This window comes from Mesorhizobium sp. M8A.F.Ca.ET.208.01.1.1, from assembly GCF_004791315.1.
Taxonomy (GTDB): Bacteria; Pseudomonadota; Alphaproteobacteria; order Rhizobiales; family Rhizobiaceae; genus Mesorhizobium.
The window spans coordinates 69,202-95,301 of record NZ_SRUT01000005.1 but is presented as its reverse complement, the minus strand read 5'-3'; the positions used below and the strand labels follow the sequence as shown (position 1 = coordinate 95,301).

Sequence of the window (26,100 nt, the reverse complement as noted above, 5' to 3'; positions counted from 1 at the left end):
GCCCTCAAACCAAAAGATGTCCAGGCAGCCGCAGGTGCCTGCGCCCAACCTCGAAAAACAGCGGATCGCGCCTGGCGGCCCATACCGCCGTGAGATGTCCGATTGCCCAGACGAGGAGACCGACCAGCCACAGCCGCAGCCCAAGGCCGACAGCGCCCGCCAGCGTGCCATTCAGGATCGCGATTGCGCGTGGCGCGCCGCCGAGCAGGATCTGCTCCGTCAGCGCCCGGTGGACGGGCACCGTCCACCCCGGCACCGCGTCGAGTTGTTCAAGAGCGGTTGTCATCAGATCAACGCTCCGCCGCCGAACGAGAAGAACGACAGGAAGAAACTCGATGCCGCAAAGGCGATCGAGAGGCCAAAAACGATCTGGATGAGCCGCCTGAAACCGCCCGAACTGTCGCCGAAGGCCAGCGTCAGGCCGGTGACGATGATGATGATGACGGCCATGATCTTGGAGACCGGTCCTTCGACCGACTGCAGGATCTTTTCGAGTGGCTGTTCCCACGGCATCGAGGAGCCTGACGCATGGGCGCTCGACGCGACCAGGAGATTGACAGCAAGGGCGGTGGCCCCCGCGGCCAGGTGGCAGTGGCAGCGTGCAAGGAGGCGGATCATGGGGTTTCTCCTGGGTTGATCGGTGTGGCTTCAGCAATGCGATAATCGCCGTCGGGACCCAGGCCCTCGACCCGGACGAGTTCGCTCAGCCGTCGCGCGGCGCCACGTCCCGACAGGACGGCGACGATGCCGATCGTGTCGGCGATCAACGCCCGCGGGACAGTGACGACGGCTTCCTGGATAAGCTGCTCCAGGCGGCGCAGGGCGCCGATGCCGGAGCCCGCATGAAGGGTGCCGATGCCGCCGGGGTGCCCGGTTCCCCATGCCTTCAAGAGGTCGAGGGCCTCGGAGCCGCGCACCTCGCCTATGGGAATGCGATCGGGCCGCAGGCGCAGCGAAGAGCGAACCAGGTCAGCGAGCGTGGCGACGCCATCCTTGGTGCGCATCGCGACGAGGTTGGGCGCGGCGCACTGCAGTTCGCGGGTGTCCTCGATAATGACGACCCGATCCATCCCTTTCGCCACTTCGGCGAGCAGCGCGTTGGTGAGGGTGGTCTTGCCAGTCGACGTGCCGCCAGCGACAAGGATGTTCGCGCGACCGGCAACCGCGGCGCGCAATATCGCGGCCTGACCGGCCGACATTATGCCTGCCGCGACGTAGTCATCGAGGCTGAACACGGCGACGGCGGGTTTGCGGATCGCGAAGGCGGGTGCTGCGACGACGGGCGGCAACAAGCCCTCGAAACGCTCGCCGGCTTGCGGCAACTCAGCGGAGACACGCGGGGAACGGGAATGGACCTCGGCGCCGACATGATGGGCGACCAGGCGCACAATCCGCTCGCCAGCGGCAGGCGTCAGCATTTCCCCCGTATCGGCCAGACCTTCCGAAAGCCGATCCACCCAGATCCGGCCATCCGGGTTCATCATGATTTCAACGATCGCGGGATCGTCGAGAAATCGGGCGATGGCGGGTCCGAGCGCGGTGCGGAGCATGCGCGAGCTGCGCGCGCGTCCCTCGGTATCATTGTGCGAGATGGCCATCCTGTCCCCGTTCAAGCCGGGAGCGCGTCAAACAACGCCCGGTCGGGGACGATCAAAACAGCCCTGAAGCGGGCCGATTCAACGGGTTTCAGCCGTCATCGTAGCGTAGCGTGCAATTACCGGCCAACGGCGGCGCCGCTGGCCGCGGCGACATAATATGAACTTTGTCAATAATAAGTACATCTTTATTGACACGCGACTCCTGCCGGGTTTATGAGGGAACCACCGATGGCCTGCTCCTACAGGCATCGTTCTTTCCACGGAGCGGAGGGTGTCATGAGGTCCGGTCCGGAGGGCGCGATTTCTCAGCGCAAAACCGCCCTCCTCAGGTACGCCGACACTATACTGACATCGTCGCCGCCCGCCTCAACAAAGAATGGTGGCACCCCGTGAGCATGCTCGAGATCTGGCTGGGCATTCTGCAAGGGCTGGGCATCACCGCAGAGGTCACCGCCTATGGCCTGGTCTTTGCGATCCCCTTCGCGCTCGTCTTCGGCGTCGCGCAGTTTTTGACCACCGGCATGACGCGCTTTCTGGTTACCGCCGTGATCGAATTCTGGCGCAGCTCAGCGGTCGTCGTCCTGCTCTTCTTCTTTTATTACGTGCTGCCGGTGATGGGGGTCACTCTGTCGGCGCTGACCGTCAGTGCATTGGTGCTCGGTCTCAACACCGGCGGCTATGCCAGCCAGGCGGTTCGCGCCGGGCTGCAGTCTGTGCCTGCCGGCCAACGCGAGGCCGGCATGGCGCTCGGCCTCCCGCGCCCGGCGATCCTGCTCCTGATCGAGCTGCCGCAGGCGCTGGTCGCGATGAGCCCGACCTTCGTCAACAACCTTATCCAGCTCGTCAAGGCGACTTCCCTCGTCTCGCTGGTCACGCTGACGGACATGACCTTCCGCGCCAAGGAAATCGCGCAGACCGACTACGACCCGGTAACGATCTATTCGGCGCTGCTGCTGGCCTTCTTCGTCGTCTGTTATCCGATCGCACTTGCCGGCCGCTGGCTCGAGGCGCGGGTCAATCCTGAAAGAGGAACGCCGCGTGGGATTTAACTTCGATTTCGCACTATCGACCGTCCCAACGATCATCGGGGCGATCGGAACGACCCTGCTCGCAACGGTCTTGAGTTGCCTCGGCGCATCAGTGCTTGGCTTCACTTTCGAGATGATCCGCCGCGGCGGCGGTGCGACTGGTCTCGCCGTCCGCTTCCTGATCGACTTCATCCGCTCGACGCCGGTTCTGGCCTGGCTCTATTTCCTGTATTTCGTCCTGCCCTTCTACGGGATCAAGCTTGGCTCCATGACTGTCGGCATACTGGGGCTGAGCCTGTACTACAGCGGCTATCTGGCGGAGGTGTTCAAAGCGGGCATCGACGCGATCCCGAAAGGCCAGCAGGAAGCGGCCAGAGCCTTGTCGCTTAGCCGCCGCGACACGGTCGTGTTCGTCATCGCGCCGCAGATGTTGCGCAACGTCGCCGCACCGCTGGGCAACTATCTTGTTTCGATCCTCAAGGCGACGCCTTATCTCGCGATTCTGGCCGTGCCCGAAATGCTCGGGCGCGCCTTCGATATCGCGTCCGAGACCTATCGATACGCGGAGCCGCTGACGATTGCCGGCATACTGTTTCTCGCCTTGGCCTTGCTCATCTCTTATGGCGTGAAACGCGTCGAGCAGCGCCTGCTTGCAGTTGGACGTCGCTGATGCTCGCTCAAGCCCCACATCCCGTCCCGGCCGTTCAATCCATTCCTCACGTCCGGATCGACGGCCTCAACAAATGGTTCGGCGCCCTGCAGGTTTTGAAAGACATCGATCTGACGGTAGGAGCGGGCGCACGGATCGTCGTTTGCGGACCGTCCGGTTCCGGCAAGTCGACCTTGATCCGCTGCATCAACGGTCTCGAGCCTTTCCAGAAGGGAACGATTCAGTTCGAAGCAGCAATTCTGGACAAGGATGGCCGCGATACCACGAAGGCGCGCCGGCAGACAGGCATGGTATTTCAGAGCTTCAACCTGTTTCCGCACCTCACCGTGCTCGCCAACTGCACGCTGGCGCTGCGCCGGGTTCTCCTGAAACCGGCACGGGAGGCCGAAGAGATCGCCATGCAGCATCTGACAGCGGTGCACATCCCCGAAAAGGCGCAGGCCTACCCGGCCCAGCTCTCGGGCGGTCAACAACAACGGGTGGCGATCGCGCGCGCGCTTTGCCTCAATCCCCGCATCATGCTGTTCGACGAACCCACCTCGGCGCTCGACCCGGAAATGATCAAGGAAGTCCTCGACGTCATGATCGCGCTGGCGGGAAGCGGCATGACCATGGTCTGCGTGACGCACGAGATGGGCTTCGCACGCGAAGTCGCGGATGAGATCGTTTTCATGGACGACGGCCGCATCCTCGAGCATGCCTCGTCCAAAGACTTTTTCTCAGCGGCCGCTCACCCACGCGCCCGGCTGTTCCTGGATACCATCTTGAGCCATTGAGAGCCGACGCGTGTGGACCCCGCGTGCCGGCAATCGGCGCGCAAGCGCGCCACATGCCGGAATTGCCGAGCACGTCACCACTCCGGCGCGAAGGCGTAGCCAGCCGAGCGGACCGTCCGGATCACATCGGTTCCCACGGACGCCCGAAGCCTTTTGCGCAGCCTGGCTATATGAACGTCGACGCCCCGCACGTCGGTTGCGGCGGCATGTTCAGGCCACGCGGTCGCGACCAGTTCCTCGCGGCTGAAGACCTTGCCAGGCCGCGCCATAAGGCTGCGCAAAAGCTTGAACTCGATCGGTGGCATCACGATTTCCTTTTGCCGGAAGAATGTCCGGTGGGTCTGCCGCTCCAGCCGGAAATCGCCCTGAACCAAATCACCCGAGTCCGTTTCGCGCGATAGCTTCGCAAGGCCCGCTTTGCCATGCAGCCAGGCCAGAAGCTGTTCGGGGGCGAACGGCCGCGAAAATATCTCGTCGACGCCAGCCTTGATCAAGTCGAGATGCAGCTTGCCAGAACGCGGGGCAACCAGGCTCACGACCGGAGTCCCTTTGGTCGCAGCGCCAGACTTCAGCCAGGCGCACTGTTTGACCACTGCACGGTCGCCTGGATGGCAGTCCATGATCACGGCAAGCGGGGATGCCGCCTCGATGGCGCGTGCGATTTCCCGGTCTCCCGTAATCAGTTGAATCTCGAAGCCAGCTACCGACAGTATGTGGCCGAAAACCAGGAAAAAATCCGGGTCCTTCGAGGAGATCAGGACCAGCGGCTTCATGAGTCCATCAACCGGATTCGACACATCATAAGGCTGACTACCGCGCAAATGGGCGCGATGACAATATACCCTGACGATCGACGCCTCGCGGGCTTTCCGCAAGTGCCTGGTTATGAGCCTAGATGTTGTCGGCAAGTATGACGCCGCTGATGCCGTAAGCGCGGCGCGTCTGTTCAACAGCCTCGGGCGTGACATCGATCAGCAGCGCGATGATATCGCCGTCGGGATGTTCAAGAGCTTCGCCGAGCTCGATCAGCGTCCAGCCAAGCGCGCGCAGCCGTTTTGGCCAGAATGTCTCGCAAACCACGCTGATCTGTCGAATCCCAAGGCTTTGCGCGGTCTCGAGCAGGCCGCAAAGAACAATGCCGGCGATCGGCGACGGGGCGCCTTGTGTGCGAAGCGATGGAACGACGAAGAAACGCGTCCATTCGAAGATTCCAGCTGCTCTCGGAGGCCTGCCGCCGGCGAGACCCGGGAAGACCTCGCTCATGAGATGCGGCTCCAGCGTCGGCAAGAGACGGGAGCCGCCTACGATCTTGCCGTTGGTGTCAAGCGCGAGAACATAAAGCGTATGCTCGTTGTCGAAGGCGTCGATCTCGATGTTGATGGGCCGTGCGACGTCGCGCCAACGCCTCTGCTTGACGTAAATCTCGTACCGTATCCGAAAGTAGCGTTCCAGAACTTTCCGGTAGCGCTTCCTGTTATCCCAAGTGACCAGATGCATACGAACCATGACGCCTCCAGGCGGAGGGTCGTAGGAAAATGAACTTGCGGTACGTATGACGGTATTCAGGTATTGCTAAATCTGGATTTCCTGCCGTCGCAGCGCCTTGACGATGGCGTGCGCGACATTGATCGCGTCGAGCTTTGCTCGAATGTTGCGCTGATGGCTTTCAACCGTGTTCCTGGTAACACCGAGGATACAAGCGATATCCTCTGTGGATTTGCCTTGTGCGCTCCACTCCAGGAGTTCGCGCTCGCGCGCCGTCAAGGGCGTGGGCTCATCGCCATCGCCGGGCGTTCCGAGCCCTGAGAGGCTGCGAAAGGTGTGCACGCAAAGCGTTTCGATAAGGGGCATGGCGCTTGGCGGAACGTCCATCCGGTCACTCGCCATCGTGACGACGCCGGGCCCGGCCAATGGGACATGAATCGGGACGCAGATACCTTCTTTCATCCCGAACTCGGCCGCCTCGTCCATCACCAGCGTCGCGCGTGCAACCAGCCTTGCGGACGGCAGCTCGCCCCATCGGAAAGGCTCCGGCGAGTGCCGGCACTGGGCGACACAAGGATCGTGCAAGAAATATTCCTCGGTGACATAGCGACGATGCCATTCAGGAGACCAGCCATCAGCAAGGATCTCACGCTGCCAGTCCGTACCGTGCGGCACAGGCAGTCCGGTGATCAGAAAATTGCGCAATCCGTAGCGCTCCATGGCTAAGCGGAACGCCTGAAGGATTGCATCAGCCGACCGCGCGGTGTCGATCTTCGTGATCGCCGCAAAAAGGTCGATAACAGTTTCGTTCTCCATCGGTAGACCTCAACCACAGTCAGGCCCTACCCCGCGGAACAACCTATGGCTGTCTAGACACCATCTTCAATGGGACAAGCATCGAATGTACACTAAAGGAGTCAATCGCGTATCACAAAGACGAGATAAGTGAAAATCTTACCAGTACTGCATCGAGGACGTGCGGCTTCATCCATTCAACTTTGAAGTCGCCTGCTTCGTCACCCGAATAGCTCGCTTGTTTGCCGGGCTCGCTGAAACCAACTCTTGTGGTTCGACATTCAACGCCTTGGCCAGAATTTCGACTGTATCCAGCGTGGCGTTGCGCCGCCCGGCCTCGACGCTGCTGATATAGGCGCGCGTGCGGCCCGAAACGAAAGACAACTGCTCCTGAGAGAGTTTTCTCTCTCTTCGAAGCCGCTGCACGTTCAGACCAAAAACGCCGCGAAGTTTCATCAAACAAGGGATGCTACGGCGCGCACTATGGTGCGACACACTATAGTGCACATTCCGCATTGACAGCCGTGCTGCGGACTGTTTGAAACAACATGCGAATTCATCGTTTCCTGGACAAGGAATAGCCATGACGAGCCGGCCGTTTCGCGACCTCGCGCACGATATGTCCGTGCATTCCTCAGGCGAGATCAGCCGTCCCGGGATGGACAAAAGCCGGGTCCTGGAATTCGTCTGCATCCGATGCGGCGCTTCCTACCCCGCCGAAGTCACCATCGACTCCAGGGGATGCGCGCGCTGCCAAGACACCGCGCCGGCAAATCTTGCGCCCGTCTATGCAACTCCGCAGCCTCACCCTTTAACCGGCGCCACCAGCTCGCGCTCGCTCTGGCGTTTTGCGCATATGCTGCCTTGCACAGAAGCCGAGGCGGTGAGCCTCGGCGAGGGTCTGACGCCGTTGCTTGCCACGCCGCGCATCGGCGCGTTTCTCGGCGTGCCGGATCTAGCAATCAAGGATGAAGGCAGAAATCCGACCTGGTCGCACAAGGACCGCTTCTCGACCATCGCGGTCAGCGTGGCGCGCGCACGTGGTTCTAAAGTCGTCGCCACCGCCTCGTCGGGGAACGCCGGCGCTTCGCTGGCGGCCTACGCTGCCCGAGCCGGCCTCAAATGCGTCGTCACCACTTTCGCGGGATCGGCCGGCGCGATGTTGGCGCAGATCCGCAAATATGGTGCGACGGTCCTGCCCTTGGTCAGCAAAATGGACCGATGGTCGCTGCTTGAACAGGCAGCGGCCCGTTACGACTGGTTCATCGCATCGCCCTATCACGGTCCGGTCGTCGGCAGCCATCCACTCGGCATCGAGGGCTATAAGACGATCGCCTATGAGATCGTCGAGCAATCGGATGGCATGGCGCCAGACTGGTGCGTCCTGCCCGTCTGCTACGGCGATGCCTTGTCCGGTGTGTGGGCTGGCTTTTGCGAGCTGTTCGCGCAAGGGTCGATCACGCGCCTGCCTCGTCTCGTCGCGGCGGAGGTGCATGGGTCGCTGGCGGACGCTCTGGCCAGCGGCGCCGACGCGTTGAGTGAACGCAAGATGCTTTTCGACAGCCTTGCCGTATCGATCGGCACGCCGCGCAGCACCTTTCAGGCGCTGAAGGCGCTGCGAGAATCCGGCGGGCACGCCGTCCCCGTCAGCAATCACGGCCTGATCGCGATGCAGGAGCGCCTTGCGCGGGACGAAGGGATCTTTGCCGAACTGGCGTCGGTCACGCCGCTGATGGCGATATCGACATTGAAGGACCAAGGTGTCATCGCAGCCACAGACCGTGTCGTGGCCGTCGTGACAGCCAGCGGCCTCAAGGACCTCGATCGGTCCGCCGGATCGAACGAACACGATCAGGTGTTCCAGACGACGGAAGATACCTGGCGCTGGCTCGACAAAAGCGGGCTTGATCTCGTCTCATAGATTTTCCGGCGCGCCGACAGACGGTGGCACCTCGTTTGCTGCCTGCGTTTTCAGCACATCGTCGAGACTGCGACGCAGCCAAAGAAAGCGCGTCCATTGCGTCTCCGCGGCCGGTGCGATGGTGGTCAGAGTCCTTGGCTCGGCCAGTTCCTTGCAGGGCCAGCCAGGCAGAGCCGCAAGCCAGTCGTCATTGTAGACGGTCTCGGCATGGCGATGGCCTTCGTCAGGCATGATGACCGCCACTTGCGCATCCGGAAGGGTCGTTGCAACCCATTGCGCCACCAACGCGGCGGCGCCGCTGGTCGGCCCCATGAAGAGGCCGTGCTCGCGCAGCAAACGATGCGCGGTCCTGTACGCCGGATAGGCGCCAACCCAATGGATCTCGTCGACGAGCTCATGCCTGACATTTTTCGGCAGAACGCTGTTGCCCAGGCCCCGCAGCATGCGTTTGCCGACGGGCTGTCCAAACAGGATGCTGCGATGGGTATCGACGGCAAACACCGTCAGATGCGGAAAGACCGTTCGCAAAAAAGACGCGGTGCCGCAGAGCGAGCCGCCCGTACCGACGCAGCCGACCAGGCAGTCGACCTTGCCGATCGCCCGGATGAAGAGTTCGGCCAGCCGTGCATACGCAAGCCAGTTGCCCGGACTGTCGTATTGGCGTGTCCAGAAGCCGTCCGGCTCGTTGGCCAGGATTTCCTGGAGGCGCTCCAGCCGGCCTGGCTGATTGCCGTCGCCGCGCGGATCGTCAAGGGCGATAACCGTGGCGCCGATGCGCTCCAGGCGGGCTTTGTATTTGGCATCGATCAGCGTTGAAGCGGTGACGAGCGTAAGGCGATAGTCACGCGCCGCCGCCAGCAGCGCCACCGCCATGCCAAATGTGCCCGACGTGGTCTCGACAATGTGGGAGCCTGCCTTCAGTTCCCTATTAGACGCTGCCCGATCCAGAATGTAGCGGGCCGGCATGAGTTTCATCAGCGGGAACGCAGCGGCGACGAGATTTGGTGCCAGGCGCGCAAGGCGCGGGGTCTCAAGGTCCCTGAAATAGTCCACGTCGAGGCTTACCATGTCCAACCCTCCGCATTGACGTGATGGACTTCAACGTCCTTGAAGCCGGCACGCCTTATCTGCTGCGCGACCAAGGCCGCCCGACGCTTCAGATTGGGTGTGAACAGATCGAAAATCAGACCAAACAGCGAGCCGCTATGGGCGACTTGCACGCCGCAGGCCCCGGTTCTCCTGGCAATTTCGGCGATCTCGTCTAACCCCTGTTTCGGCAGGTGCCGTTGACTGATCACGGCGCTTGCCGATGCGGCGCGTCCGAGAAGATTGGGATCCTGAAGACGAACCGCCCGTGCCACCATCGCCCGAAGCACGCCGAATTCCTGGATTTCGGCACTGTCGTAGCGCGCCGGTGGCAGCTGCAATGTGTCGACCGGAACCCCGTCATTTGCCTTGAAGCCGACCAGAAGCAGCGGCGGCAGGGAGCCTCCGAAATTCTCGATCACCGTGCCTTCTCGTTGCGCGAACAGCACCGCGTGGTCGTCGAAGGCGATGGCGTCGCTGGCGCGCTCAGCGGCAACGGCGAGACGACCGATGCTCGACGGCCGCAGGTGGATATTGAGCGCTGCGGCGACTGCGCGAATGGAAGCGACGACGTCCGCAGTCGATGAGCCGTAGCCGTGCCCCACAGGGATCGAGCTTTGGAGCGTCAGCACGCCACCGCCGTCGACCTTCAGGAATTCGAGCGTGAGCCGCGCGGCGGTCGCCGCCTTGACCTTGTGATCGGGGTGGACAACGATCGCATCGCCGTCGCTCCTGGCAAAGCTCGCCTCCGATCTCAACCCGGCAAGCGGCAGCGTGACGAGCCCGCGATGCAGGCGCCCGCCATCATCCTTGAAGACGCCCTGGATGAGTTCGCCGTGATGCGCAATCGCCGCTGCCGTACCCACCGTCGACCGCAGCGTTTCATGCCTCGTAAGATCGCCGGTCCCAGCCATTTCTCCTCCCCCACGCTTTCTCGAAGCGCGGGAGGATGGCGCCGACAGCTGGTACCTGCCCTCAAGGAATTCCGGTATTGACAGCGTCCTATCGAGCGATGCGTGATGGGTTCGTCAGGCGGCGGAGCCCAGGTGCCGAAGCGGCCGGCCTGCCGAAACCGATTGCACTGCTGCCATGATCCCTTGCGCATCGATCCCGTAGTGCCGGTAGAGATCCGCGATCGTGCCGGTCTGGCCAAAATGCTCGACGCCGAGGGCGCGCGTGCGGTGGCCATAAACCGACCCCAGCCAGGCCAGCGTCGCGGGATGCCCGTCCAACACCGTCACGATGGCGCAGGAGGCCGGAAGACCGGCCAGCAGGCGCTCAACATGACTGGTGGCACCCGGATTGCCATACTGGCGCGCCCGGCTCGCGGCTGACCAGCCAGCGTTCAATCGATCTGCCGAGGTCACGGCCAGAAGCCCGACATCGCGCCGGTCGCCGGCCATCAGCCCCAGTGCCTGCACTGCCTCCGGCGCGACCGCCCCCGAAAAGGCGATGACCACTTCGGCGTTCGGCCCTGGTTTGCGCAGCCAGTAGGCGCCATCCACGATGTCGCGCGCGGGCGGTCCCTTGGCCTGGCGCGTCGGTTGCTCGATCGACCGCGTCGAGAGCCTGAGGTAGACCGAACCTCCAGTCTGATCGCGCAGCCAGCTATGGTCGTCGGGCTCGGCCTCGCCGGAACGCTGCATATAGTCGAATGCCCAACGCAGGATGACGGCCAGCTCATCGACATAGGCCGGCTCGAACGTCGCCAGCCCATCCTGCGCCATGCCGATCAGCGGCGTGGCGATCGACTGATGCGCGCCTCCCTCGGGCGCCAGCGTCACACCGGAAGGCGTCGCCGCCAGGATAAAGCGTGCATCCTGATAGCAGGCATAGTTGAGCGCATCGAGGCCACGCTCGATGAACGGATCGTAGAGGGTTCCGACTGGAAGCAGACGTTGGCCGTTGAGCGAGTGCGACAGACCCAGCGCCGAAAGCATCGTGAAAAGGTTCATCTCGGAGATGCCAAGTTCGATGTGCTGTCCCGACGGCGAGAATGTCCAGTTGAAGGTGGAGGGTATGCGCTCCTCTCGGAAAATGTCTGCCCGACCAGCGCGCGCGAACAGACCGCGCTTGTTCACCCAGGCGCCAAGATTGGTCGAGACCGTGACGTCGGGAGACGTGGTGACGACACGCTTGGCAAAATCGCTGTTTGATTTTGCGATCTCGTGCATCAAAAGGCCGAAACCTTGTTGTGTCGACATCGAGACCTGTGCGCTCCAAGGTATCTGTGCCGGCACGGGTACGGCTGGGGCTTTATGGCGACGGGTGGCTGCCTGGGCGAAAGGCGACGACGCCAGATAGGACCGGATCGCGGCCTCATCGTATGCAAGGCCCTCGAACATCTCCCATTCACGCCCCTGGCCGACACCCATGCCTTGCCGCAGCGCGTCGACTTGCGCCGGTGTCATCAATCCGGCGTGATTGTCCTTGTGGCCGGCGAGCGGCAGGCCGAAGCCCTTGATCGTGTAGGCGATGAAGCACGTCGGACGATCATGCCCGCGCGCTGCCTCAAAGGCATCGACGATGCTTGCCAGATCATGGCCGCCGAGATTTGCCATCAAGGCGGCAAGGTCTTCGTCGCTGCGCTTCTCGATCAGGCGGGTGACCGGTCCCTGATCACCAAGGTCGTCCAGAAGGCGCCGGCGCCATGCGCCGCCGCCCTGGAAGGCCAGCGCGGAATAGAGCTGATTGGGGCATGCATCGATCCAGGACCGCAGCTTTTCGCCGCCCTCTTCCTCGAAGGCCGCCTGTTGCAATGTCCCATGTTTCAGGATCACCACATCCCAGCCGAAGTTGCGAAAGATGGACTCGAAGCGCTGCCACAGGCCTTCGCGCACCACCGCATCAAGGCTTTGCCTGTTGTAGTCGACGATCCACCAAGTGTTGCGCAGGCCGTGCTTCCAGCCTTCGAGAAGAGCCTCGAAGATGTTGCCTTCATCCATTTCGGCGTCGCCGAGAAGGGCGATCATCCGGCCTTCCGGCTGGTCCGCATTCCAGCCTTTTGCCCTGACATAATCCTGGACCAGGGAGGAGAACAGGGTCTGCGCCACGCCCAGTCCGACCGACCCGGTCGAGAAATCGACATCGTCGATATCCTTGGTTCGTGACGGGTAGGACTGCGCGCCGCGATAGCCGCGAAAATTCTGCAGCTGCTCGAGCGTCTGCCTGCCGAACAGATACTGGATGGCATGGAAAACCGGGCTGGCATGCGGCTTGACGGCAACGCGGTCTTCAGGCCTGAGGATCTGGAAGTAGAGCGCCGTCATCAAGGTCGAGGCGGACGCCGAGGACGCCTGATGTCCGCCCACCTTGAGGCCGTCCTCCGACCCGCGAACATGATTGGCATGATGGATCATCCAAACAGCCAGCCACAGAACCTTGCGTTCAAGTTCGGAAAGGATCGTCATCGTCGGCTCCCGTGAAATCGGCTCAACGATAGCAGCCAACGTCTCTCAAAAGTGGCTATTCTTATGTAATCCTATCGATGATATTGGCTGATCCAGCCAACAATGACGCCCAGACGAGGGAAACGTGCCAAATCCGACGCTCGATGCAATCGACCTTAAAATCATCGCCGCGCTGCAGAAGAACGCAAAGGCGACAACGAACGACCTCGCTGAAGCCGTCGGTCTTTCGCCTTCACCTTGCGCCCGGCGCGTGAGGCTCCTGGAGAGCGCCGGCGTCATCAAAGGTTATACCGTGATCCTCGACCAGAAGAAGCTCGGCCTGCCGATCAGCGCTTTCGCGTCGATCAAGCTTGAACGGCAACGCGAGGACGATCTCGACCGCTTCTCCCAGGCGGTGCTGCGCTGGCCGGAGGTGGTCGACTGCTATCTGATGACCGGCCAGCGGGATTACCTGATGCGCATCGTGGTGCGCGACCTCGAGGCCTATGAGCGGTTCATCAAGGACAAGCTGACGCGGCTGGACAACATCGCTTCGATCGAAAGCAGCTTCGCGCTTGGCCAGGTTAAGCGCTCGGAAGTGCTGCCTATCTAACCGATCGGGTAGTCTGCGACGGTCAGGTTGTCGGTACGGAACTCACATTGTGCTCGACGAAAGCAAGCTCATATTCTTTGACAGAAAGTCCCTTAGGGCCATCGCGACCTCACTGTGATGGGATGGGGCGGCCTGTCGGGTCGATATGATATTTGTTCCGAAAGGCAAATGTGAACCGATGCCGGTAAGCTCGATGTTGCGAATCCCTGTTGCCATCATGGAACGTAAGCTTTGTAGCCGCCTCCCACAAATCCGGTTTTTCATGGTGACGCCGGCAGCGATATATCCATATATCTCATTGAGATTTAAGATTTTTTCGGCTATTTCGTGTCAAAAACTTGCGATAAAACACCATCAAAAACTTGCCTTTGCACAGCACAATTGACTTGCAATAACACAGCTCTATATACTTGCGTTTGAACGGCACAAGAAACTTGCAAGGGCACAGCCATGGCTAAGCCTCACGAAAAACTCGCGGAATCCCTCGCCATCCTTCAAGGCCTGCAGGCAGGAGGGCGCCGCATTTTCAAATCTCAAGAGATCACCCGGGTCCATCGTGAGCGCCTACTCCAAAACGGATTCCTCCGTGAGGTGATCAAAGGGTGGTTGATGTCCACCGGACCACAAGCGCAGGAGCAAGACACGACGCCTTGGTATGCCAGCTTCTGGGAGTTTTGCGCGATGTATTGCAACGAGCGTTTCGGGAAGGCGTGGTACCTTTCTCCCGAGCAATCATTGCTCCTGCACGCAGAGGCTACTGCGATCCCACCGCAGGTGGTGATCAGCAGCCCTTACGGAGGCAACAATAAAATCGGCCTGCTGTTTGGCACATCGCTATACGACCTCAAAATCAAGGATATGCCTGAAAACCTGACGGAGAAGAACGGATTGCGCCTGTTTCCCGTCAATGCCGCCCTCGTCCGTGTGCCCGAGGCATTTTTCCAGCGTTACCCAATCGAAGCCCAGGTTGCTATGGCTTCATTACGCAGTGTTTCAGGCGTGCTAGGGCTTTTGCTCGATGGAGGCCATTCGTCTATCGCCGGGCGGCTTGCCGGCGCGTTTCGGCGCATAGGGCGCGATGCCTTCTCTGACGAGATCGTCGGCGCGTTCAAGGCTGCAAGCTATGACATTCGAGAGTCCGATCCTTTCGACGGGCAGGTCGGCGTTACTGCCATCACGTCAGGCGCGCCACCGATCGTGACAAGGCTCCACGCCATCTGGGAATCACAGCGCGATGCGGTGGCTGAAATTTTCCCGAAAGCACCCGGGCTGCCGTCCGACAAGGATAGCTACATGAAATTCGTGGAAGATATTTATGAGAGCGATGCCTATCATTCGTTGTCGATCGAAGGCTACACCGTTACGCCAGAACTGATCGACCGCGTGCGCGATGGCGGCTGGAATCCAGAGATCGATGAAGCAGATCGAAAGAACCGCGATGCGCTGGCCGCCCGCGGCTACTATCAGGCGTTCCAAAAGGTCAAGGATGCGGTTGCCGCGATTATCGACGGCGCACCCGCGAGTAACCTGACAAGGGATGTGCATCGGGAATGGTATAGGGAGCTCTTCGCGCCCTCAGTGAGTGCAGGCATATTGAAAGCGAGCGCGCTCGCCGGTTATCGAAACCACCCTGTGTATCTCAAGGGGTCATCTCACGTACCGCCGCGTGTGGAGGCGGTACTCGACGGCATGGATGCGCTATTCGATCTACTGGAAGCCGAAGTAGACCCGGCCGTTCGCGCTGTTCTGGGGCATTGGCTTCTCGGCTATGTTCACCCTTATCCTGACGGAAACGGACGCGTGGCCCGCTTTCTGATGAATGCCATGCTGGCATCAGGCGGCTATCCCTGGACAGTGGTGAGAGTGGAGGACCGGAAGGCATACCTCGCTGGGCTTGAACAGGCTAGCGTTGGGATGAATGTAAAGCCTTTCGCCGAATTCCTGGCGAAACGGGTCAAATGGTCCTCAGAGCAAGCTGGCAGATGACAAACAAGAAGACGATAAACCCTACGTTTCCATCAGTCTGATACTCGCGGGTCGAATCGAGGCGATTCTTTGAAGCCACACAGGCGCTTCTGCGCCAAGGATGGTGCGGCGCGTATTTCGGCCGCACGCATTTGCGGCCCATCAAGGGAGCGATTGCTTCCTCCGGCGCCTCAACTGCCGTCAGCCGATCCTCGAAAGTGTGCCGCAGGCTGTAGAGTTTATGCTCCGATGTCGGCAGCAGTTCCTTGTTGGTGAGCACCTTGTTGAAAAGTGCCGAAGAGCGAGGCTGCCTTGTCACGATTGCGCGGGAGCCCTTTGGAGGGCGTTTCGTCGCCTTCAGGGTTGGCAACGGCCACCCTGGAGGAAATACGCAACAGGCCGCGTAGATCAACGCCGCGAATTCCACCATCGACCCAATCGCAACTCACGAACAAACGGATTCCCTCCACGAGCGAGAGCCTCTCATTGCTGAATTCGCAATATTTCGTACATATTTTATACATCTATATTGACGGACTGCCATCTTCAAACGTAGCGTCGCGCGGCTGAGGCGGAACGCCTGCACGCAACAACTCAATCTCACGGGAGGACTGCACCGATGAAATTTCGAGCCCGATCGGCCGCCATTGGCCTGGCCTGCATCGCTTATGCCGCCATTGTCGGATCCGTGTTGCCGGCAATGGCGGAGACGACAAAAGAACGCGTCTTGAAGGAAGGCAGGATCGTCATCGGCATCCATAACCGTGCGCCATGGGGCTACAAGAAGGAGGGAACCGGCGAATTGCTCGGCTGGCACCCGGACCTGCTCAGAGCTGCGTTCGCCGATCTCGGCGTCAAGCAGGTCGACTTCGAGGTCACCGAGTTCGGCGCCTTGATCCCGGGCCTGATGGCCGGGCGTTTCGATGCCGTCGCGTCCGGTCTGTCGATAACGCCACCGCGATGCCAGCAGGTCGCCTTCGGCGCTCCCGACCTGAGGTCCGACGACGCGGCGATCGTGCTCACCGGCAACCCCAAGGCGATCCACAGCTATGCGGATCTTGCCAAGAAATCCGAGGTGATCATGGGCGGCGGCCGCGGCAGCAATGTCATCACGAATGCCATCGCCGAGGGCGTGCCGCAGGACCGCATCCTGCAGTTCCCCGACATCGAGACCAACATCGCCGCACTGCGCGCCGGCCGCATCGATGCCGCGGTGTTCTCTTCCCCGACGGTGATCGGGCTGCTGGCCGGCAACAAGAGCCCCGATCTCGAGCGCGCCAGCCCTTTCACGACGAGTGAGAAGTCGATCAGCTATATCGCGATCGCGTTCAGGAAGGACGATGGCGATCTCCGCGATCTCTACAATCAGGGTCTGGCGAAAGTCATGTCGAGCGGCACCATCGCCACCATCATGGCAAAGTATGGATTTGGCCCCACCGAAGACGTGCCGCCGGGATTGACGACGTCGCAACTGTGCGGCGCCGCCAACTGACCCGCACTCGCCGGCCGAAGGCGCTGGCGTCAACAGGATTGAAGGCGTCGCGCGAAATCGGGCGGCGCCCACGGTCCGCGGACAGACGTGTCGAGTTCACGTCTGTTCCGGATCGCGGGAAGCCTCGACGTCTTCGGGGATTTCCTGCCGCAAGTTCGGCCCCTTGGCCAGGCGCCTGCCAAGCGCGGAGACGAAAGCCTCATAACGCTCGCTCGCCTTGGCGCGCGCTGCCTGGGCCATCGGCTCAGGCAGCGCCGGGGTGGTCGCCAGCCAGAAGCGAATGAACACGGCCAGCGTCTCAATCGAGATGCCGACATCGCGCTCAAGACGCGCAAGCCGGCGGTCGCTACGGTCGAGGCGCGTTGAGACAGCCGCCTCGCGTTGGGTGTCGGCATCGGGCGAGAGGAAAGACGCGATCGCCGCTTCAGCGATAAGCGACTGAGAGCGGTCGCGCCTGGCAGCGTAGTCGACCAGCATCGCCATGACAGCAGGATCGAGATAGACGGAGATCTGAACCTTTTTCTTTCCTGCCGTCACCACCTTCACAACCCCATACCGTCATCCGGATCGAGCGCGATCTGCCGCGCCACGCCGCGCGCAAGGCGCGCCATCCGGCTGCTGCTCGCAGCCAGATCATCAGCGTCGTCAGGCACGTCGGGCTCGAACTCGTTGACAAGCGGCGGCGCCGCCGCAGCAGGAAGAAAGGGATCGAGTTCGGGCTGACGCCGCAACTCGGTCTCGGTCGATTCCTGCTGGGTTTGTGCCACCACCGTCGCGGCAGCCGCACTCCCTGACGGAAGCGGCAGCGGAAGCGCCGTCCAATCGTCAGGCTCCGGCTCGGTTCGATCGGCAAGAGCCGGCGGCGGCAGAATGCGCTTAAACAATCGCGGGTCTTCGAAGTAACGCGCCTTCTTCGCCCGGATCGGCGGCGTGCCCGCCAGCATGACGATCTCGTCGCCAGCCGGCAATTGCATGATCTCGCCTGGCGTCAGCAATGGCCGAGCCGTTTCGGAGCGCGAAACCATGAGATGACCGAGCCATGGCGAGAGCCGGTGGCCGGCATAGTTCTTCATCGCCTTCAGCTCGGTTGCCGTGCCAAGGGCATCCGACACGCGCTTTGCGGTGCGTTCGTCATTGGTCGCGAAGCTGACGCGCACATGGCAGTTGTCCAGAATTGAATTGTTCGGCCCATAGGCCTTCTCGATCTGATTGAGAGACTGCGCGATCAGGAAAGCCTTCAACCCATAGCCGGCCATGAAAGCGAGCGCGGATTCGAAGAAGTCGAGCCGCCCGAGCGCCGGGAACTCGTCCAGCATCAGAAGCAGGCGATGGCGTTCCGCCCTCGCCTGCAGATCCTCGGTCAGACGGCGGCCGATCTGGTTGAGGATGAGACGGATCAGCGGTTTGGTGCGACTGATGTCGGAGGGCGGAACGACCAGATAGAGCGTCGCCGGACGGGTATCCCCGACCAAATCGGCGATGCGCCAGCCGCAGGCGCGGGTCACCTGCGCCACCACCGGATCGCGATAGAGCCCAAGGAAGGACATCGCCGTCGAGAGCACGCCGGAACGTTCGTTGTCGGACTTGTTCAGCAACTCACGGGCAGCACTTGCAATGACCGGGTGCGGACCGCCCTCGCCCAGATGCGGCGTCGTCATCATGGCTGCCAAGGTCGATTCGATCGGTCGCTTCGGATCGGACAGGAATGCGGCGACGCCGGCCAGGGTCTTGTCCGGTCCGGCATAAAGCACATGCAGGATCGCGCCAACCAGAAGCGCGTGGCTCGTCTTTTCCCAATGATTGCGTCGTTCAAGCGAGCCTTCCGGGTCGACAAGGATATCGGCGATGTTCTGCACGTCGCGGACCTCCCATTCCCCGCGGCGAACCTCGAGCAAAGGATTGTATGCGTCCGATCTGGCATTGGTCGGATCAAACAGCAGCACCCGGCCGTGGCGGGCGCGAAACCCGGCGGTGAGGCCCCAGTTCTCGCCCTTGATGTCATGGACGATCGCCGAGCCAGGCCAGGTGAGCAGCGACGGCACGACCAAGCCGACACCCTTTCCCGAACGCGTCGGCGCAAAGCAAAGCACATGCTCGGGCCCATCGTGGCGCAGATAGTGTGGTCCGTACCGACCCAGCACCACGCCGTCGGGGGCAAGCAGGCCTGCCGCCTGCACCTCGCTCCTGTCGGCCCAGCGCGCAGAGCCATAGGTCGCGACCTTCGTCGCCTCGCGCGCACGCCAGAGCGACATGCCGATCGCCACGGCGATCGCGATGAAGCCGCCCGAGGCGGCAATCAGACCGCCGCGCATGAAGATGCCAGGCGCATAGGCGTCGTAGAAATACCACCACCAGAAGATGGCCGGCGGATAATAGACTGGAAGGCCGCCGATGACGAACCAAGGCGCCCCCAGCCCCTCCTGATAACCCAGCTGCCACGCCGACCATTGCGTCGATCCCCAGATGGTGAAGAGCACGATCAGGAAGACAGCAACAATCTGCCCCCAAAGGACTTTCGTTCCCGACATTCGTTTCTCCTTTGTGCCGAGAGGTCGGCAAGGTCGAAGTGAGGTTCAACAGCGGGCTGACGCTGATCGTGTCGTCTCGCACTGCCGGCAAGGAAAACAGGCGATCGGCAACCCAAGATTCCAGATCCATGGGCAGCACTCTCACAAGCCGAGACCGGGCTTGCGGCCGAAGCTCCAATCGGCGCCGCCATCACCGCGAACAACACCGGAGACGTGGTTGCCGAGATGGCGCTCCAACGACGGCGTCCAGGGTACGAGCTGGAAGCCGAGCCCGTCATCGATCATCGCGAAACGGCCGGACGCAAGCGCAAGGCGTTGGCTATAGGTGCCGGCCACGAATTCGCCTTTGCCGGCACGGTTGAACGACCGGCCGGTTTGGACCGACAGCCTGTTTCCCAGCGCGTCGAGTTCCCTTTGGCGCAGCGTGCCGATCAAGTTGCCGGCAAAGACAGTTCCGCGCGGCTGCCGCTCTGCCAGCCCCAATCCGACCAGGTGCTCGGCGCGCCGATCAAGCGCCTGGCGCACCTCGGCGCCGAAGCCGCCATCCGATAGTGCCACCGCAGGACGGACGAGAGCCTGCCGGTCGAGCCAGGTCGCCCCTTCCGCAACGACCTGACGTTCGATGTCGAGATCCGAGCGCACGGCAAGCGCCAGTCGACGGCGTCCCTGCGCGTCGTCAAATTTGCGCAATTCGACGATCGAGCCCGGCGCGCCGTCGCCCGCCGCCTCGAGGTCGGCGAGCCGGACGTGGTGGCAACGACCGTCGATGCCATCGATGACCGCATAGGCCGTGCCCTTGAGTTCGTCATCCAGTCCGCGCTCGATCAGACGGCCGATAATCTTCTCATCGACGCTCTCGGCGGCCAGCACATAGCTGGCGCTCGCGCGTTCAATGTCGCGGGCCGAGAGGGCGCGATGCATGCGTCTGATGATATCGCCGCGCTCACCCATTTCGCGCAGCGTGGCCTCGGCTCTGTCGCTGACGATCCATTGGCCAGGCCCGATCTGATCGGCGAGGCCGAGCGTTTCCAGTCTGCGCAGCCGACCCACCTTGAGCGCGATAAATTCATCAGGCTGGCGATCGGCATGCGGCGCGAGATCGATGACACCGTTGTCGCGTGCGTCGCGGAGCATCTGGCGGTCGAGCCCGGTCCACCGCTCGGCCTCGACCTGCCGCTCGACATGCCGGCGGATTTCAAGATCAGACCGCGGGCCGAGTTCCTGCGTGACGAGATCGCTGGCGCGATCGCGCATGCCGCGGCTAATGTAGTCGCGTGAGATCACTAGGTCCTGGCCGTCGTCGGCCCGGCCGCGCAGGATGACGTGGACGTGCGGATTGTCGGTGTTCCAGTGCTCGACCGCGACCCAGTCGAGCGGCGTGCCGAGATCCTTCTGCATGCGATCCATGAGATCACGGGTGAAGGATTTCAGATCGGCCATCTCGAGCGCATCCTCGGGCGAGACGATGAAGCGGAAATGATGCCGGTCGTCCTTGCAGCGTGCGACGAAATCCTCGGTCGACGCATCGTCACCCTCCGGTCCGAACATGCGGGCTTTGGCGTCGTCGCGCGTGACACCCTCGCGGCGCAGATAGTGGAGGTGGGTAGCCAGCGGCGCGCCACGCTTCGAATGGCGAACCACCCGGGTCTTGATCGTGGCGAAGCGGGAGCGGCCGGTAAGCAAACGGTTGGCCTGAACGCTCGCTGCCCTGCCGCGTCCGAATTGCGAGCGCTTGCCTGAACTGATCCTGCCGGCCCGCGACACGCCGCCGCCAGCCTTCTGGGCGGCCGCGAGCGCCTGGGCGATGAAAGGCCGCGACGATTGGGATCGCGTCGAGCGAATGCGCCCCGGACGGACGCGGAATTCGCGCTCATCGGCCATGGCAACGCCGCACACACTGCCAAAAGCGAAACAAACACAATGATTTGCATGGTCCCAGCACATTGCGCCGAGGCGCTGCAATGTGCGGGAAGCGGCGAAAAACCCAGCAAAAACAACCAACCGACATCAGCACAATGTGCCCCCTTTTATCTTGCCATCCCTCGGTTGTTGCCCTGTGCCCGACGCGCCCCGCAGGCCGCGACGTCCAAAGAGACGCCAGGGCGCGATTTGACGGAGACTTCGTCATCGCTGCGATGTCGCGACGTCGGACCCCATGAACAGTCGGCGCGGCTGCGAACCGGCAGCGAAAAGTTCGCGCACCAAAGGTGACGACCAGCCCTCGACGGAAGCGTCATCGCCGGACGAAAGACGGGAAGCGGCCATGGACCCGGACCGCTCTACGAACAGCGGCGCGGCCTTCCAAGTGACGGCCTTGGCATAGCCGGCGGTGAGCGGGCCGGGAACATCACCGCCGCCCCAGAAAGGGCGAAGCTTCGCAACATAGTCCCGCGTCTCGGCCGGCAGCCGTCGGCCCTTCAAGGAGGCTTCGTAGCGTCCTGGCCCGGCATTGTAGGCGGCAAGGAAGCCCGGTGAGCCGTATCGATCATAGAGCTCGCGAAGATAGGCGGTGCCGGCAAGGATGTTGTCGTGCGGATCATAAGGATCGCGGCCGAGTTGATGGCGAAGGCGCAGCTCGGCAAAGGTTCCGGGCATGATCTGCATCAAACCCACTGCCCCCTTTCGCGAGATCGCGCGCGCGTCGCGGGCGCTTTCGAGGTGCATGATTGCCCGTATCCAGCGCTCAGGAACGCGGAAGCGATGCGAAGCCTCGGCGATATGCGCGGCATAAGGATCGTCCGCGGATTTGCGGGAGACCGGCGCGGATTGTGCGAGCGCTCCTGTCATTGCGTGACAGAAGATCAGCATGCCACCGATAAGGAAAAGTGTCTCACGCCGCGCAGGCAACCAACAGACGGGGCGGCTTTCTTCCGCACATTTCGGCGCCGATGGCCCACTCATCGAGCGCGCTCCGGCCGCGATTTCGGCCGCATCCAGCGCAGCGACCAGGAGCCGTCATCGGATCGGAAGAGACTGGCGCGAAAGCGCCGGCCAAACAGCGGATCTTCCAATCGGCAAGACAGATAGTCGCCAGCCGTCTGTCCGGTTTCCTTCCAGGCCGCGCCGACCTCGGGGCCGCTGCCGTCGCCGATGTGGATGCGAAAATCCGGCGCCTTGCCGTCGGACGCGCTGGTGGGGACGAGCACCAGTTCGGCATCCACGAGCAACGTTCGAATGCGCCCGGAGTAACCGGATTCTGTTTCCTGGAAGACGCCGATCTCGGCCATGAAGTAGCTCCTTTTTCTTGTTGGCTGGGTGAATTCAGTTCACTGGCGCGAGCCAGGCGTAGTGGCCATCGCCCCCCTCGTCGGTCCAAAGCGGCAGCGCGCGACCGACGATCGAACTCGCCGGGAACGGGCCGAAATAGCGGCCGTCGAGACTGTCCTGGACCTTTGGATTCATGACGAAGATTTCGTCGGCCGCGATGATGCGGCAGCCCTGCCAGTCGGGCAGCGCGCGACCAATGCGGTCGCGCTCGAGTGCGGCACCCACCGCAAGCCCGTTCACCGTGATGACGCGACCGACGCGGCAGACTTCTTCTCCAGGAAGTCCCTCGACGTGCTTCAGCATCGGCACACCGAGCGGAAGGTAGCCACGCTCGGCGGTGAACCGGGCGACCGCCTCTGGCGGTTCGATGACAGTGAGCACGCCAGCCGTCGGAGCGCCTATTTCCCTGATCGCATAGAGCCCGATCGGCGTGCTGGCCGATGCGTTCCATAGCAGCAGCGGCGGCATCTCCATGACAGCCGGAGCGACCGTCGCGATGACCGCCGCAAGGGCCGCGGCTAGGCAAGCGGCGCGGCTCATGATGTGGCTCGCTTGCGCAGCAGGAAGGCTTGGTGCTGCTCGAGCGAATAGGCGCGCGGCGTTCCGCCGGCGACCAGACGGTTGTTGGTTTGACGCCAATAGTCCGGTGCGGCCTCGACTGGATCGAGGCCGATCGCCTCGATCGCATCGATCAGTTGGAGAACCCGCTCGACCTTGTCCCAGCCTGCGATCTTGAGCAGGGACTCGCCGCCTGGCCGGATATAGGGCAGCGTCTGATATGGTTCAGCGGGCAAGACGGCGCGCACGATGTCGACGCGCGAAACGATGGTGCCAAAGTCATTCGCCGCCCAGCGCACGAACGCAAAAACACTGCCCGGCGCAAATCCGACGACGCGGCGCCGCTCGTCGACGATTGTCTCATGTGCATGGCGTCCGAAGCGTATCCAGTGCTCGATCCGCTTCTCGATCCAGATCAACTCGACCGTCGTGAAGTTGCTGCGCGGCGTCGATCGGGTAGACGACGTCATGTGTCGTCTCCCTCGCGCCGGCCAACCCACCGCCATTTCTGGTCGCCATCGCCGGCCCGCGTCTCGCGCGCAAGAAGGTTAGTTTGTGAGTTAGACTCTAAGTTAGGAGCGCGATTTTCCGTTCCGGGCCCGTCCCTTAAGGCCGGTCGCGGTTCCCGAAAGCACGAGGCTGCGGTTCCCGATGGCACGATAGTTCGGGTTCCCGATGGCACGATCCTGTCAACAGGCGCGGGCGCCGGTTCGAAAGCCAACAGCACGCGACCGCTGGCTTCGACCTCCGTGAACAGCAGATATCCCGGCAAAGGTTGGCGGCGCACGATGTCACGCAGCTCGAAGGCGAAGCGCTTGAGCGGCGAGAGGCTGCCGGACTTGCGATGCAGGTGGCTGATGTCGAAACGCCAGCCGGCGCGCTGGCGTCCGCCATGCTTGCGCACCAGCCGATAAAGCCAGCGCTCCAGGCCGCCCGTCAGCCCGAAATAGGCGCGGTCGATGGTCAGGATCAGCGCATCGTCCATGACGGCGCGATAGAACCAGTCAGGCAGGACCAGTTCGACGCCGAGCGGGCGGCCGTTTCGACCGGACAGTTCCTGCCATTCATTGATCCACGAGAAGCGATGGCGCCGGCCTTCCGCGGGCTGGCGAATGGAGGTGACGACGCTTGTCGACTGCAGGCGGTCGAGCGCCGCCTTGAGGCGCAGATAGTCCCGCTTCGAGACGCCGCGGCCGATGAAGGTAAGGATTTCGTATGGCGTCGCGGCCATCAGGCGCGAGGTGCGCAATCCGGCATCCCGCGCGCTGACGATCTGGCTCGCGGCCCAGATCAGGATATCGGCGTCCCAGATCGTCGCCATGCCGTGGTCGGGCATCGCTTCGACGCAGATAACGACATCGCCGGCGCGAAAATCGATCGGCGCGATGCGCCTGGATTTGGCAAGCGAGAAGAAGGGATAGGCCATGAGGTCCTGCGCATCGCGTGGCGCGACGACACCGGGCAGCGCGTGGAACAGATCAAGCTGTCGGCGTTCTGACGGTTGGCGTGTGCGTCCAGACATAGGAGAGATCAGCGGGCTCAGCGCCTCTCGCGCCCGGCATAGGCGATCAGGCGCGCCGCCTGAGGCTTGGCGGGCAGCACCGAGCCATGCGGATCGGATGTCGATGTCATGGCGCCGCGCTGCGCCCAGGCCTGGAGGTCGTCGACCGCGTAGACGACGCGGCCGCCAAGTTTGCGATAGGCAGGCCCGGTGCCGTAGGTGCGGTGTTTTTCTAGCGTGCGCGCGGAAAGACTGAGGAAATGCGCGGCTTCCGAAGTGCGCAGGTAGCGCGGCGGCAATGGCGCGGCGTCGGCGTTCATGAGGTCTCTCCTTCCGGCCGTTGCGGTTGAACGGCGATAGATGGCCAGGATGGAGGAGCGTGGGGACGGTGATCAGGTGCGCAATTGAGGGGCGCTATTTCGCACCGCCGATGGTCTTCAGGATGTGCGTCGGCGCGCGCAGCAATTGGTGGTGGCCGCGCTCCGCCATCTTCACGCCATCGCGCATCCAGAAACGCATCCGATGACAAGAGGCCGGGCTATGGCGGCCGGCGGTGCGGAGAGCTTCCGCGGTCACCGGCAGAAGACGCCTCGCCCGGTACCGGGGCGAGGCGTCTGCCACCTTACTCGCCGTTGCGGCGGTTGGGGCGGGACCAGATGAGGCTGTGGCCCTCGCCTTCCTCGTCGGCGAAGAGGTTGGCGTAGATCGGAGCGGTGAAGCTTGGATCGTCGAGCTTGAGACCGAGATAGTCGCGACCCTCGTTGGAGCGCTTGGACCAGGCGGCGCCGATCTCGGCCTTGCCGACCACGACGCGGTGGCTTGGAGCGTTCTCGCCGCTGGCCCTTGTGTCGGGGACGATGCGCACGCCCTTGGCCTGGACGCTGAGGGTGACGATCTCGCCGGTGAACTCGTTCGCATTGTTCTTCTTGAAGGTGCCGATGGTAGCCATTTTCAGTCTCCGTTTTCTCGTTTCCGAGCCCGCACCATGCGACCTCGATGGCGATCGTGGGGCCGAAGGCGACCGCCGCCGCATCGCTTGCGACCGCAGCAAAGCGGAGGATGGCGCAGGCGCGCGTTTCTTGGTTTCGCGAGGAATGGGCTTTGCCAAGGGGAAGAAACGCGCGACGCGCCATTGCGGCATAGGCGGTTGAGGCTTCAGCCGTCCTTCGGCCAGATCAGCCCGTTCGAGAGGTCGTTGGTGCGCTCCGCGAAATGGCCGACGTGGAGGCAAGGGCACCACTGGTTTTCAAAAAAGATGAAGCGAATTGGTGGCCGAGATGTCAGCCGACAACAGCTTGGCATGACCTGAATGAATGCTTGAGCCATCCGCTGCCAGCAGCACACGGTGAAGTACCGCGAATGTCTCATTTTGGGCCGTCTCCGGACGGTCCGAATGTGGTGAGCGTACCGCGGATAGCGGTCGTTCGG

29 protein-coding genes are annotated in these 26,100 nt (G+C 62.4%); 7 read left to right on the top strand and 22 right to left on the bottom strand.

Annotated elements, in window-relative coordinates; translation table 11 throughout:
- Positions 1–4 precede the first annotated feature (4 nt).
- From EN851_RS22415 to trbB, 3 genes are read right to left on the bottom strand one after another with little or no spacing between them, the layout of a single operon-like run.
- Complete coding sequence (locus EN851_RS22415; RefSeq protein ID WP_135906845.1) at positions 5–286, bottom strand: VirB3 family type IV secretion system protein; 282 nt, start codon at positions 284–286, stop codon at positions 5–7.
- Positions 286–618 (bottom strand): TrbC/VirB2 family protein, encoded by a 333-nt coding sequence (locus EN851_RS22410; protein WP_135906844.1) that lies wholly within the window; start codon positions 616–618, stop codon positions 286–288. The genes EN851_RS22415 and EN851_RS22410 overlap by 1 nt, the downstream gene beginning before the upstream one ends.
- Positions 615–1,598, bottom strand: coding sequence for a P-type conjugative transfer ATPase TrbB (trbB, locus tag EN851_RS22405; protein ID WP_135906843.1), 984 nt, complete (start codon positions 1,596–1,598; stop codon positions 615–617). Before trbB ends, EN851_RS22410 begins: the two co-directional genes overlap by 4 nt.
- A gap of 389 nt (positions 1,599–1,987) precedes the next feature.
- Here trbB and EN851_RS22400 point away from each other — a divergent pair, with 389 nt between their 5' ends.
- From EN851_RS22400 to EN851_RS22390, 3 genes are read left to right on the top strand one after another with little or no spacing between them, the layout of a single operon-like run.
- The gene (locus EN851_RS22400; protein ID WP_135906842.1) at positions 1,988–2,647 is read left to right on the top strand and encodes an amino acid ABC transporter permease; all 660 of its coding nucleotides are present in this window, start codon (positions 1,988–1,990) and stop codon (positions 2,645–2,647) included.
- Positions 2,637–3,296, top strand: a complete 660-nt coding sequence (gene ehuD / locus EN851_RS22395) for an ectoine/hydroxyectoine ABC transporter permease subunit EhuD (RefSeq protein WP_135907074.1) — start codon at positions 2,637–2,639, stop codon at positions 3,294–3,296. Before EN851_RS22400 ends, ehuD begins: the two co-directional genes overlap by 11 nt.
- Positions 3,296–4,072 carry an amino acid ABC transporter ATP-binding protein gene (locus EN851_RS22390; protein ID WP_135906841.1) on the top strand — a complete coding sequence of 259 codons (777 nt, stop codon included), beginning with the start codon at positions 3,296–3,298 and terminating at the stop codon, positions 4,070–4,072. The genes ehuD and EN851_RS22390 overlap by 1 nt, the downstream gene beginning before the upstream one ends.
- 74 nt (positions 4,073–4,146) lie before the next feature.
- Here the strand turns inward: EN851_RS22390 and EN851_RS22385 are convergent, their stop codons facing one another.
- From EN851_RS22385 to EN851_RS22370, 4 genes are all read right to left on the bottom strand, one after another.
- On the bottom strand, positions 4,147–4,845 hold the full coding sequence (locus tag EN851_RS22385) for a response regulator transcription factor (protein WP_135906840.1): 699 nt from the start codon (positions 4,843–4,845) through the stop codon (positions 4,147–4,149).
- A 118-nt stretch (positions 4,846–4,963) separates the two neighbouring features.
- Positions 4,964–5,578: an acyl-homoserine-lactone synthase gene (locus tag EN851_RS22380; RefSeq protein WP_135880885.1), complete on the bottom strand. Its 615-nt coding sequence runs from the start codon at positions 5,576–5,578 to the stop codon at positions 4,964–4,966.
- A gap of 66 nt (positions 5,579–5,644) precedes the next feature.
- A complete protein-coding gene (locus tag EN851_RS22375; RefSeq protein ID WP_135880886.1) occupies positions 5,645–6,373 on the bottom strand; it encodes a LuxR family transcriptional regulator in 729 nt (242 codons plus the stop codon).
- A gap of 168 nt (positions 6,374–6,541) precedes the next feature.
- A complete protein-coding gene (locus EN851_RS22370; protein WP_135906839.1) occupies positions 6,542–6,808 on the bottom strand; it encodes a helix-turn-helix transcriptional regulator in 267 nt (88 codons plus the stop codon).
- A 202-nt stretch (positions 6,809–7,010) separates the two neighbouring features.
- Between EN851_RS22370 and EN851_RS22365 the strand changes: the two genes are divergently transcribed.
- A complete protein-coding gene (locus tag EN851_RS22365) occupies positions 7,011–8,273 on the top strand; it encodes a threonine synthase (protein ID WP_135907073.1) in 1,263 nt (420 codons plus the stop codon).
- Here EN851_RS22365 and EN851_RS22360 read toward each other — a convergent pair.
- The 3 genes from EN851_RS22360 to EN851_RS22350 all read right to left on the bottom strand — a co-directional run bounded on the left by EN851_RS22360 (position 8,268) and on the right by EN851_RS22350 (position 12,769).
- Positions 8,268–9,341 carry a PLP-dependent cysteine synthase family protein gene (locus EN851_RS22360; RefSeq protein ID WP_135906838.1) on the bottom strand — a complete coding sequence of 358 codons (1,074 nt, stop codon included), beginning with the start codon at positions 9,339–9,341 and terminating at the stop codon, positions 8,268–8,270. The genes EN851_RS22365 and EN851_RS22360 overlap by 6 nt on opposite strands.
- Positions 9,335–10,273 carry a kinase gene (locus EN851_RS22355; RefSeq protein ID WP_135906837.1) on the bottom strand — a complete coding sequence of 313 codons (939 nt, stop codon included), beginning with the start codon at positions 10,271–10,273 and terminating at the stop codon, positions 9,335–9,337. Before EN851_RS22355 ends, EN851_RS22360 begins: the two co-directional genes overlap by 7 nt.
- A gap of 114 nt (positions 10,274–10,387) precedes the next feature.
- Positions 10,388–12,769: a transketolase gene (locus tag EN851_RS22350; RefSeq protein WP_135906836.1), complete on the bottom strand. Its 2,382-nt coding sequence runs from the start codon at positions 12,767–12,769 to the stop codon at positions 10,388–10,390.
- Positions 12,770–12,893: 124 nt separating this feature from the next.
- Between EN851_RS22350 and EN851_RS22345 the strand changes: the two genes are divergently transcribed.
- Both EN851_RS22345 and EN851_RS22340 read left to right on the top strand, forming a co-directional pair.
- On the top strand, positions 12,894–13,361 hold the full coding sequence (locus EN851_RS22345; protein ID WP_135880891.1) for an Lrp/AsnC family transcriptional regulator: 468 nt from the start codon (positions 12,894–12,896) through the stop codon (positions 13,359–13,361).
- Positions 13,362–13,811: 450 nt separating this feature from the next.
- Positions 13,812–15,347 carry a Fic family protein gene (locus tag EN851_RS22340; RefSeq protein WP_135906835.1) on the top strand — a complete coding sequence of 512 codons (1,536 nt, stop codon included), beginning with the start codon at positions 13,812–13,814 and terminating at the stop codon, positions 15,345–15,347.
- On the opposite strand, the gene EN851_RS22335 is transcribed toward EN851_RS22340, so the two are convergent.
- Complete coding sequence (locus tag EN851_RS22335; RefSeq protein ID WP_135906834.1) at positions 15,316–15,756, bottom strand: hypothetical protein; 441 nt, start codon at positions 15,754–15,756, stop codon at positions 15,316–15,318. The two genes, EN851_RS22340 and EN851_RS22335, sit on opposite strands and share 32 nt — an antisense overlap.
- A 189-nt stretch (positions 15,757–15,945) precedes the next feature.
- Here EN851_RS22335 and ehuB point away from each other — a divergent pair, with 189 nt between their 5' ends.
- Positions 15,946–16,818, top strand: coding sequence for an ectoine/hydroxyectoine ABC transporter substrate-binding protein EhuB (gene ehuB, locus EN851_RS22330; RefSeq protein WP_135906833.1), 873 nt, complete (start codon positions 15,946–15,948; stop codon positions 16,816–16,818).
- A gap of 96 nt (positions 16,819–16,914) precedes the next feature.
- Here ehuB and EN851_RS22325 read toward each other — a convergent pair whose 3' ends face one another.
- The 11 genes from EN851_RS22325 to EN851_RS22280 form a co-directional block, all read right to left on the bottom strand.
- On the bottom strand, positions 16,915–17,355 hold the full coding sequence (locus tag EN851_RS22325) for a CopG family transcriptional regulator (RefSeq protein WP_189521913.1): 441 nt from the start codon (positions 17,353–17,355) through the stop codon (positions 16,915–16,917).
- Positions 17,356–17,360: 5 nt separating this feature from the next.
- A complete protein-coding gene (locus tag EN851_RS22320) occupies positions 17,361–19,346 on the bottom strand; it encodes a conjugal transfer protein TraG (RefSeq protein ID WP_135906832.1) in 1,986 nt (661 codons plus the stop codon).
- Between the two features lie 141 nt (positions 19,347–19,487).
- Positions 19,488–21,227: a VirD2 family relaxase/mobilization nuclease gene (locus EN851_RS22315; RefSeq protein WP_135906831.1), complete on the bottom strand. Its 1,740-nt coding sequence runs from the start codon at positions 21,225–21,227 to the stop codon at positions 19,488–19,490.
- Between the two features lie 243 nt (positions 21,228–21,470).
- Complete coding sequence (locus EN851_RS22310; RefSeq protein WP_135930067.1) at positions 21,471–22,133, bottom strand: lytic transglycosylase domain-containing protein; 663 nt, start codon at positions 22,131–22,133, stop codon at positions 21,471–21,473.
- Positions 22,134–22,243: 110 nt separating this feature from the next.
- On the bottom strand, positions 22,244–22,573 hold the full coding sequence (locus EN851_RS22305; protein ID WP_135906829.1) for a DUF736 family protein: 330 nt from the start codon (positions 22,571–22,573) through the stop codon (positions 22,244–22,246).
- A gap of 34 nt (positions 22,574–22,607) precedes the next feature.
- Positions 22,608–23,153, bottom strand: a complete 546-nt coding sequence (locus tag EN851_RS22300) for a S26 family signal peptidase (RefSeq protein ID WP_135906828.1) — start codon at positions 23,151–23,153, stop codon at positions 22,608–22,610.
- The gene (locus EN851_RS22295; RefSeq protein WP_135906827.1) at positions 23,150–23,641 is read right to left on the bottom strand and encodes a DUF2840 domain-containing protein; all 492 of its coding nucleotides are present in this window, start codon (positions 23,639–23,641) and stop codon (positions 23,150–23,152) included. The genes EN851_RS22300 and EN851_RS22295 overlap by 4 nt, the downstream gene beginning before the upstream one ends.
- Positions 23,638–24,693 carry a replication initiator protein A gene (locus tag EN851_RS22290; protein ID WP_135906826.1) on the bottom strand — a complete coding sequence of 352 codons (1,056 nt, stop codon included), beginning with the start codon at positions 24,691–24,693 and terminating at the stop codon, positions 23,638–23,640. The genes EN851_RS22295 and EN851_RS22290 overlap by 4 nt, the downstream gene beginning before the upstream one ends.
- Before the next feature lie 17 nt (positions 24,694–24,710).
- Positions 24,711–24,992 (bottom strand): helix-turn-helix domain-containing protein, encoded by a 282-nt coding sequence (locus EN851_RS22285; protein ID WP_135906825.1) that lies wholly within the window; start codon positions 24,990–24,992, stop codon positions 24,711–24,713.
- Between the two features lie 94 nt (positions 24,993–25,086).
- On the bottom strand, positions 25,087–25,248 hold the full coding sequence (locus tag EN851_RS36800; protein ID WP_210234930.1) for a hypothetical protein: 162 nt from the start codon (positions 25,246–25,248) through the stop codon (positions 25,087–25,089).
- A gap of 46 nt (positions 25,249–25,294) precedes the next feature.
- Positions 25,295–25,621 (bottom strand): DUF736 domain-containing protein, encoded by a 327-nt coding sequence (locus EN851_RS22280; RefSeq protein ID WP_135906824.1) that lies wholly within the window; start codon positions 25,619–25,621, stop codon positions 25,295–25,297.
- Positions 25,622–26,100 lie beyond the last annotated feature (479 nt).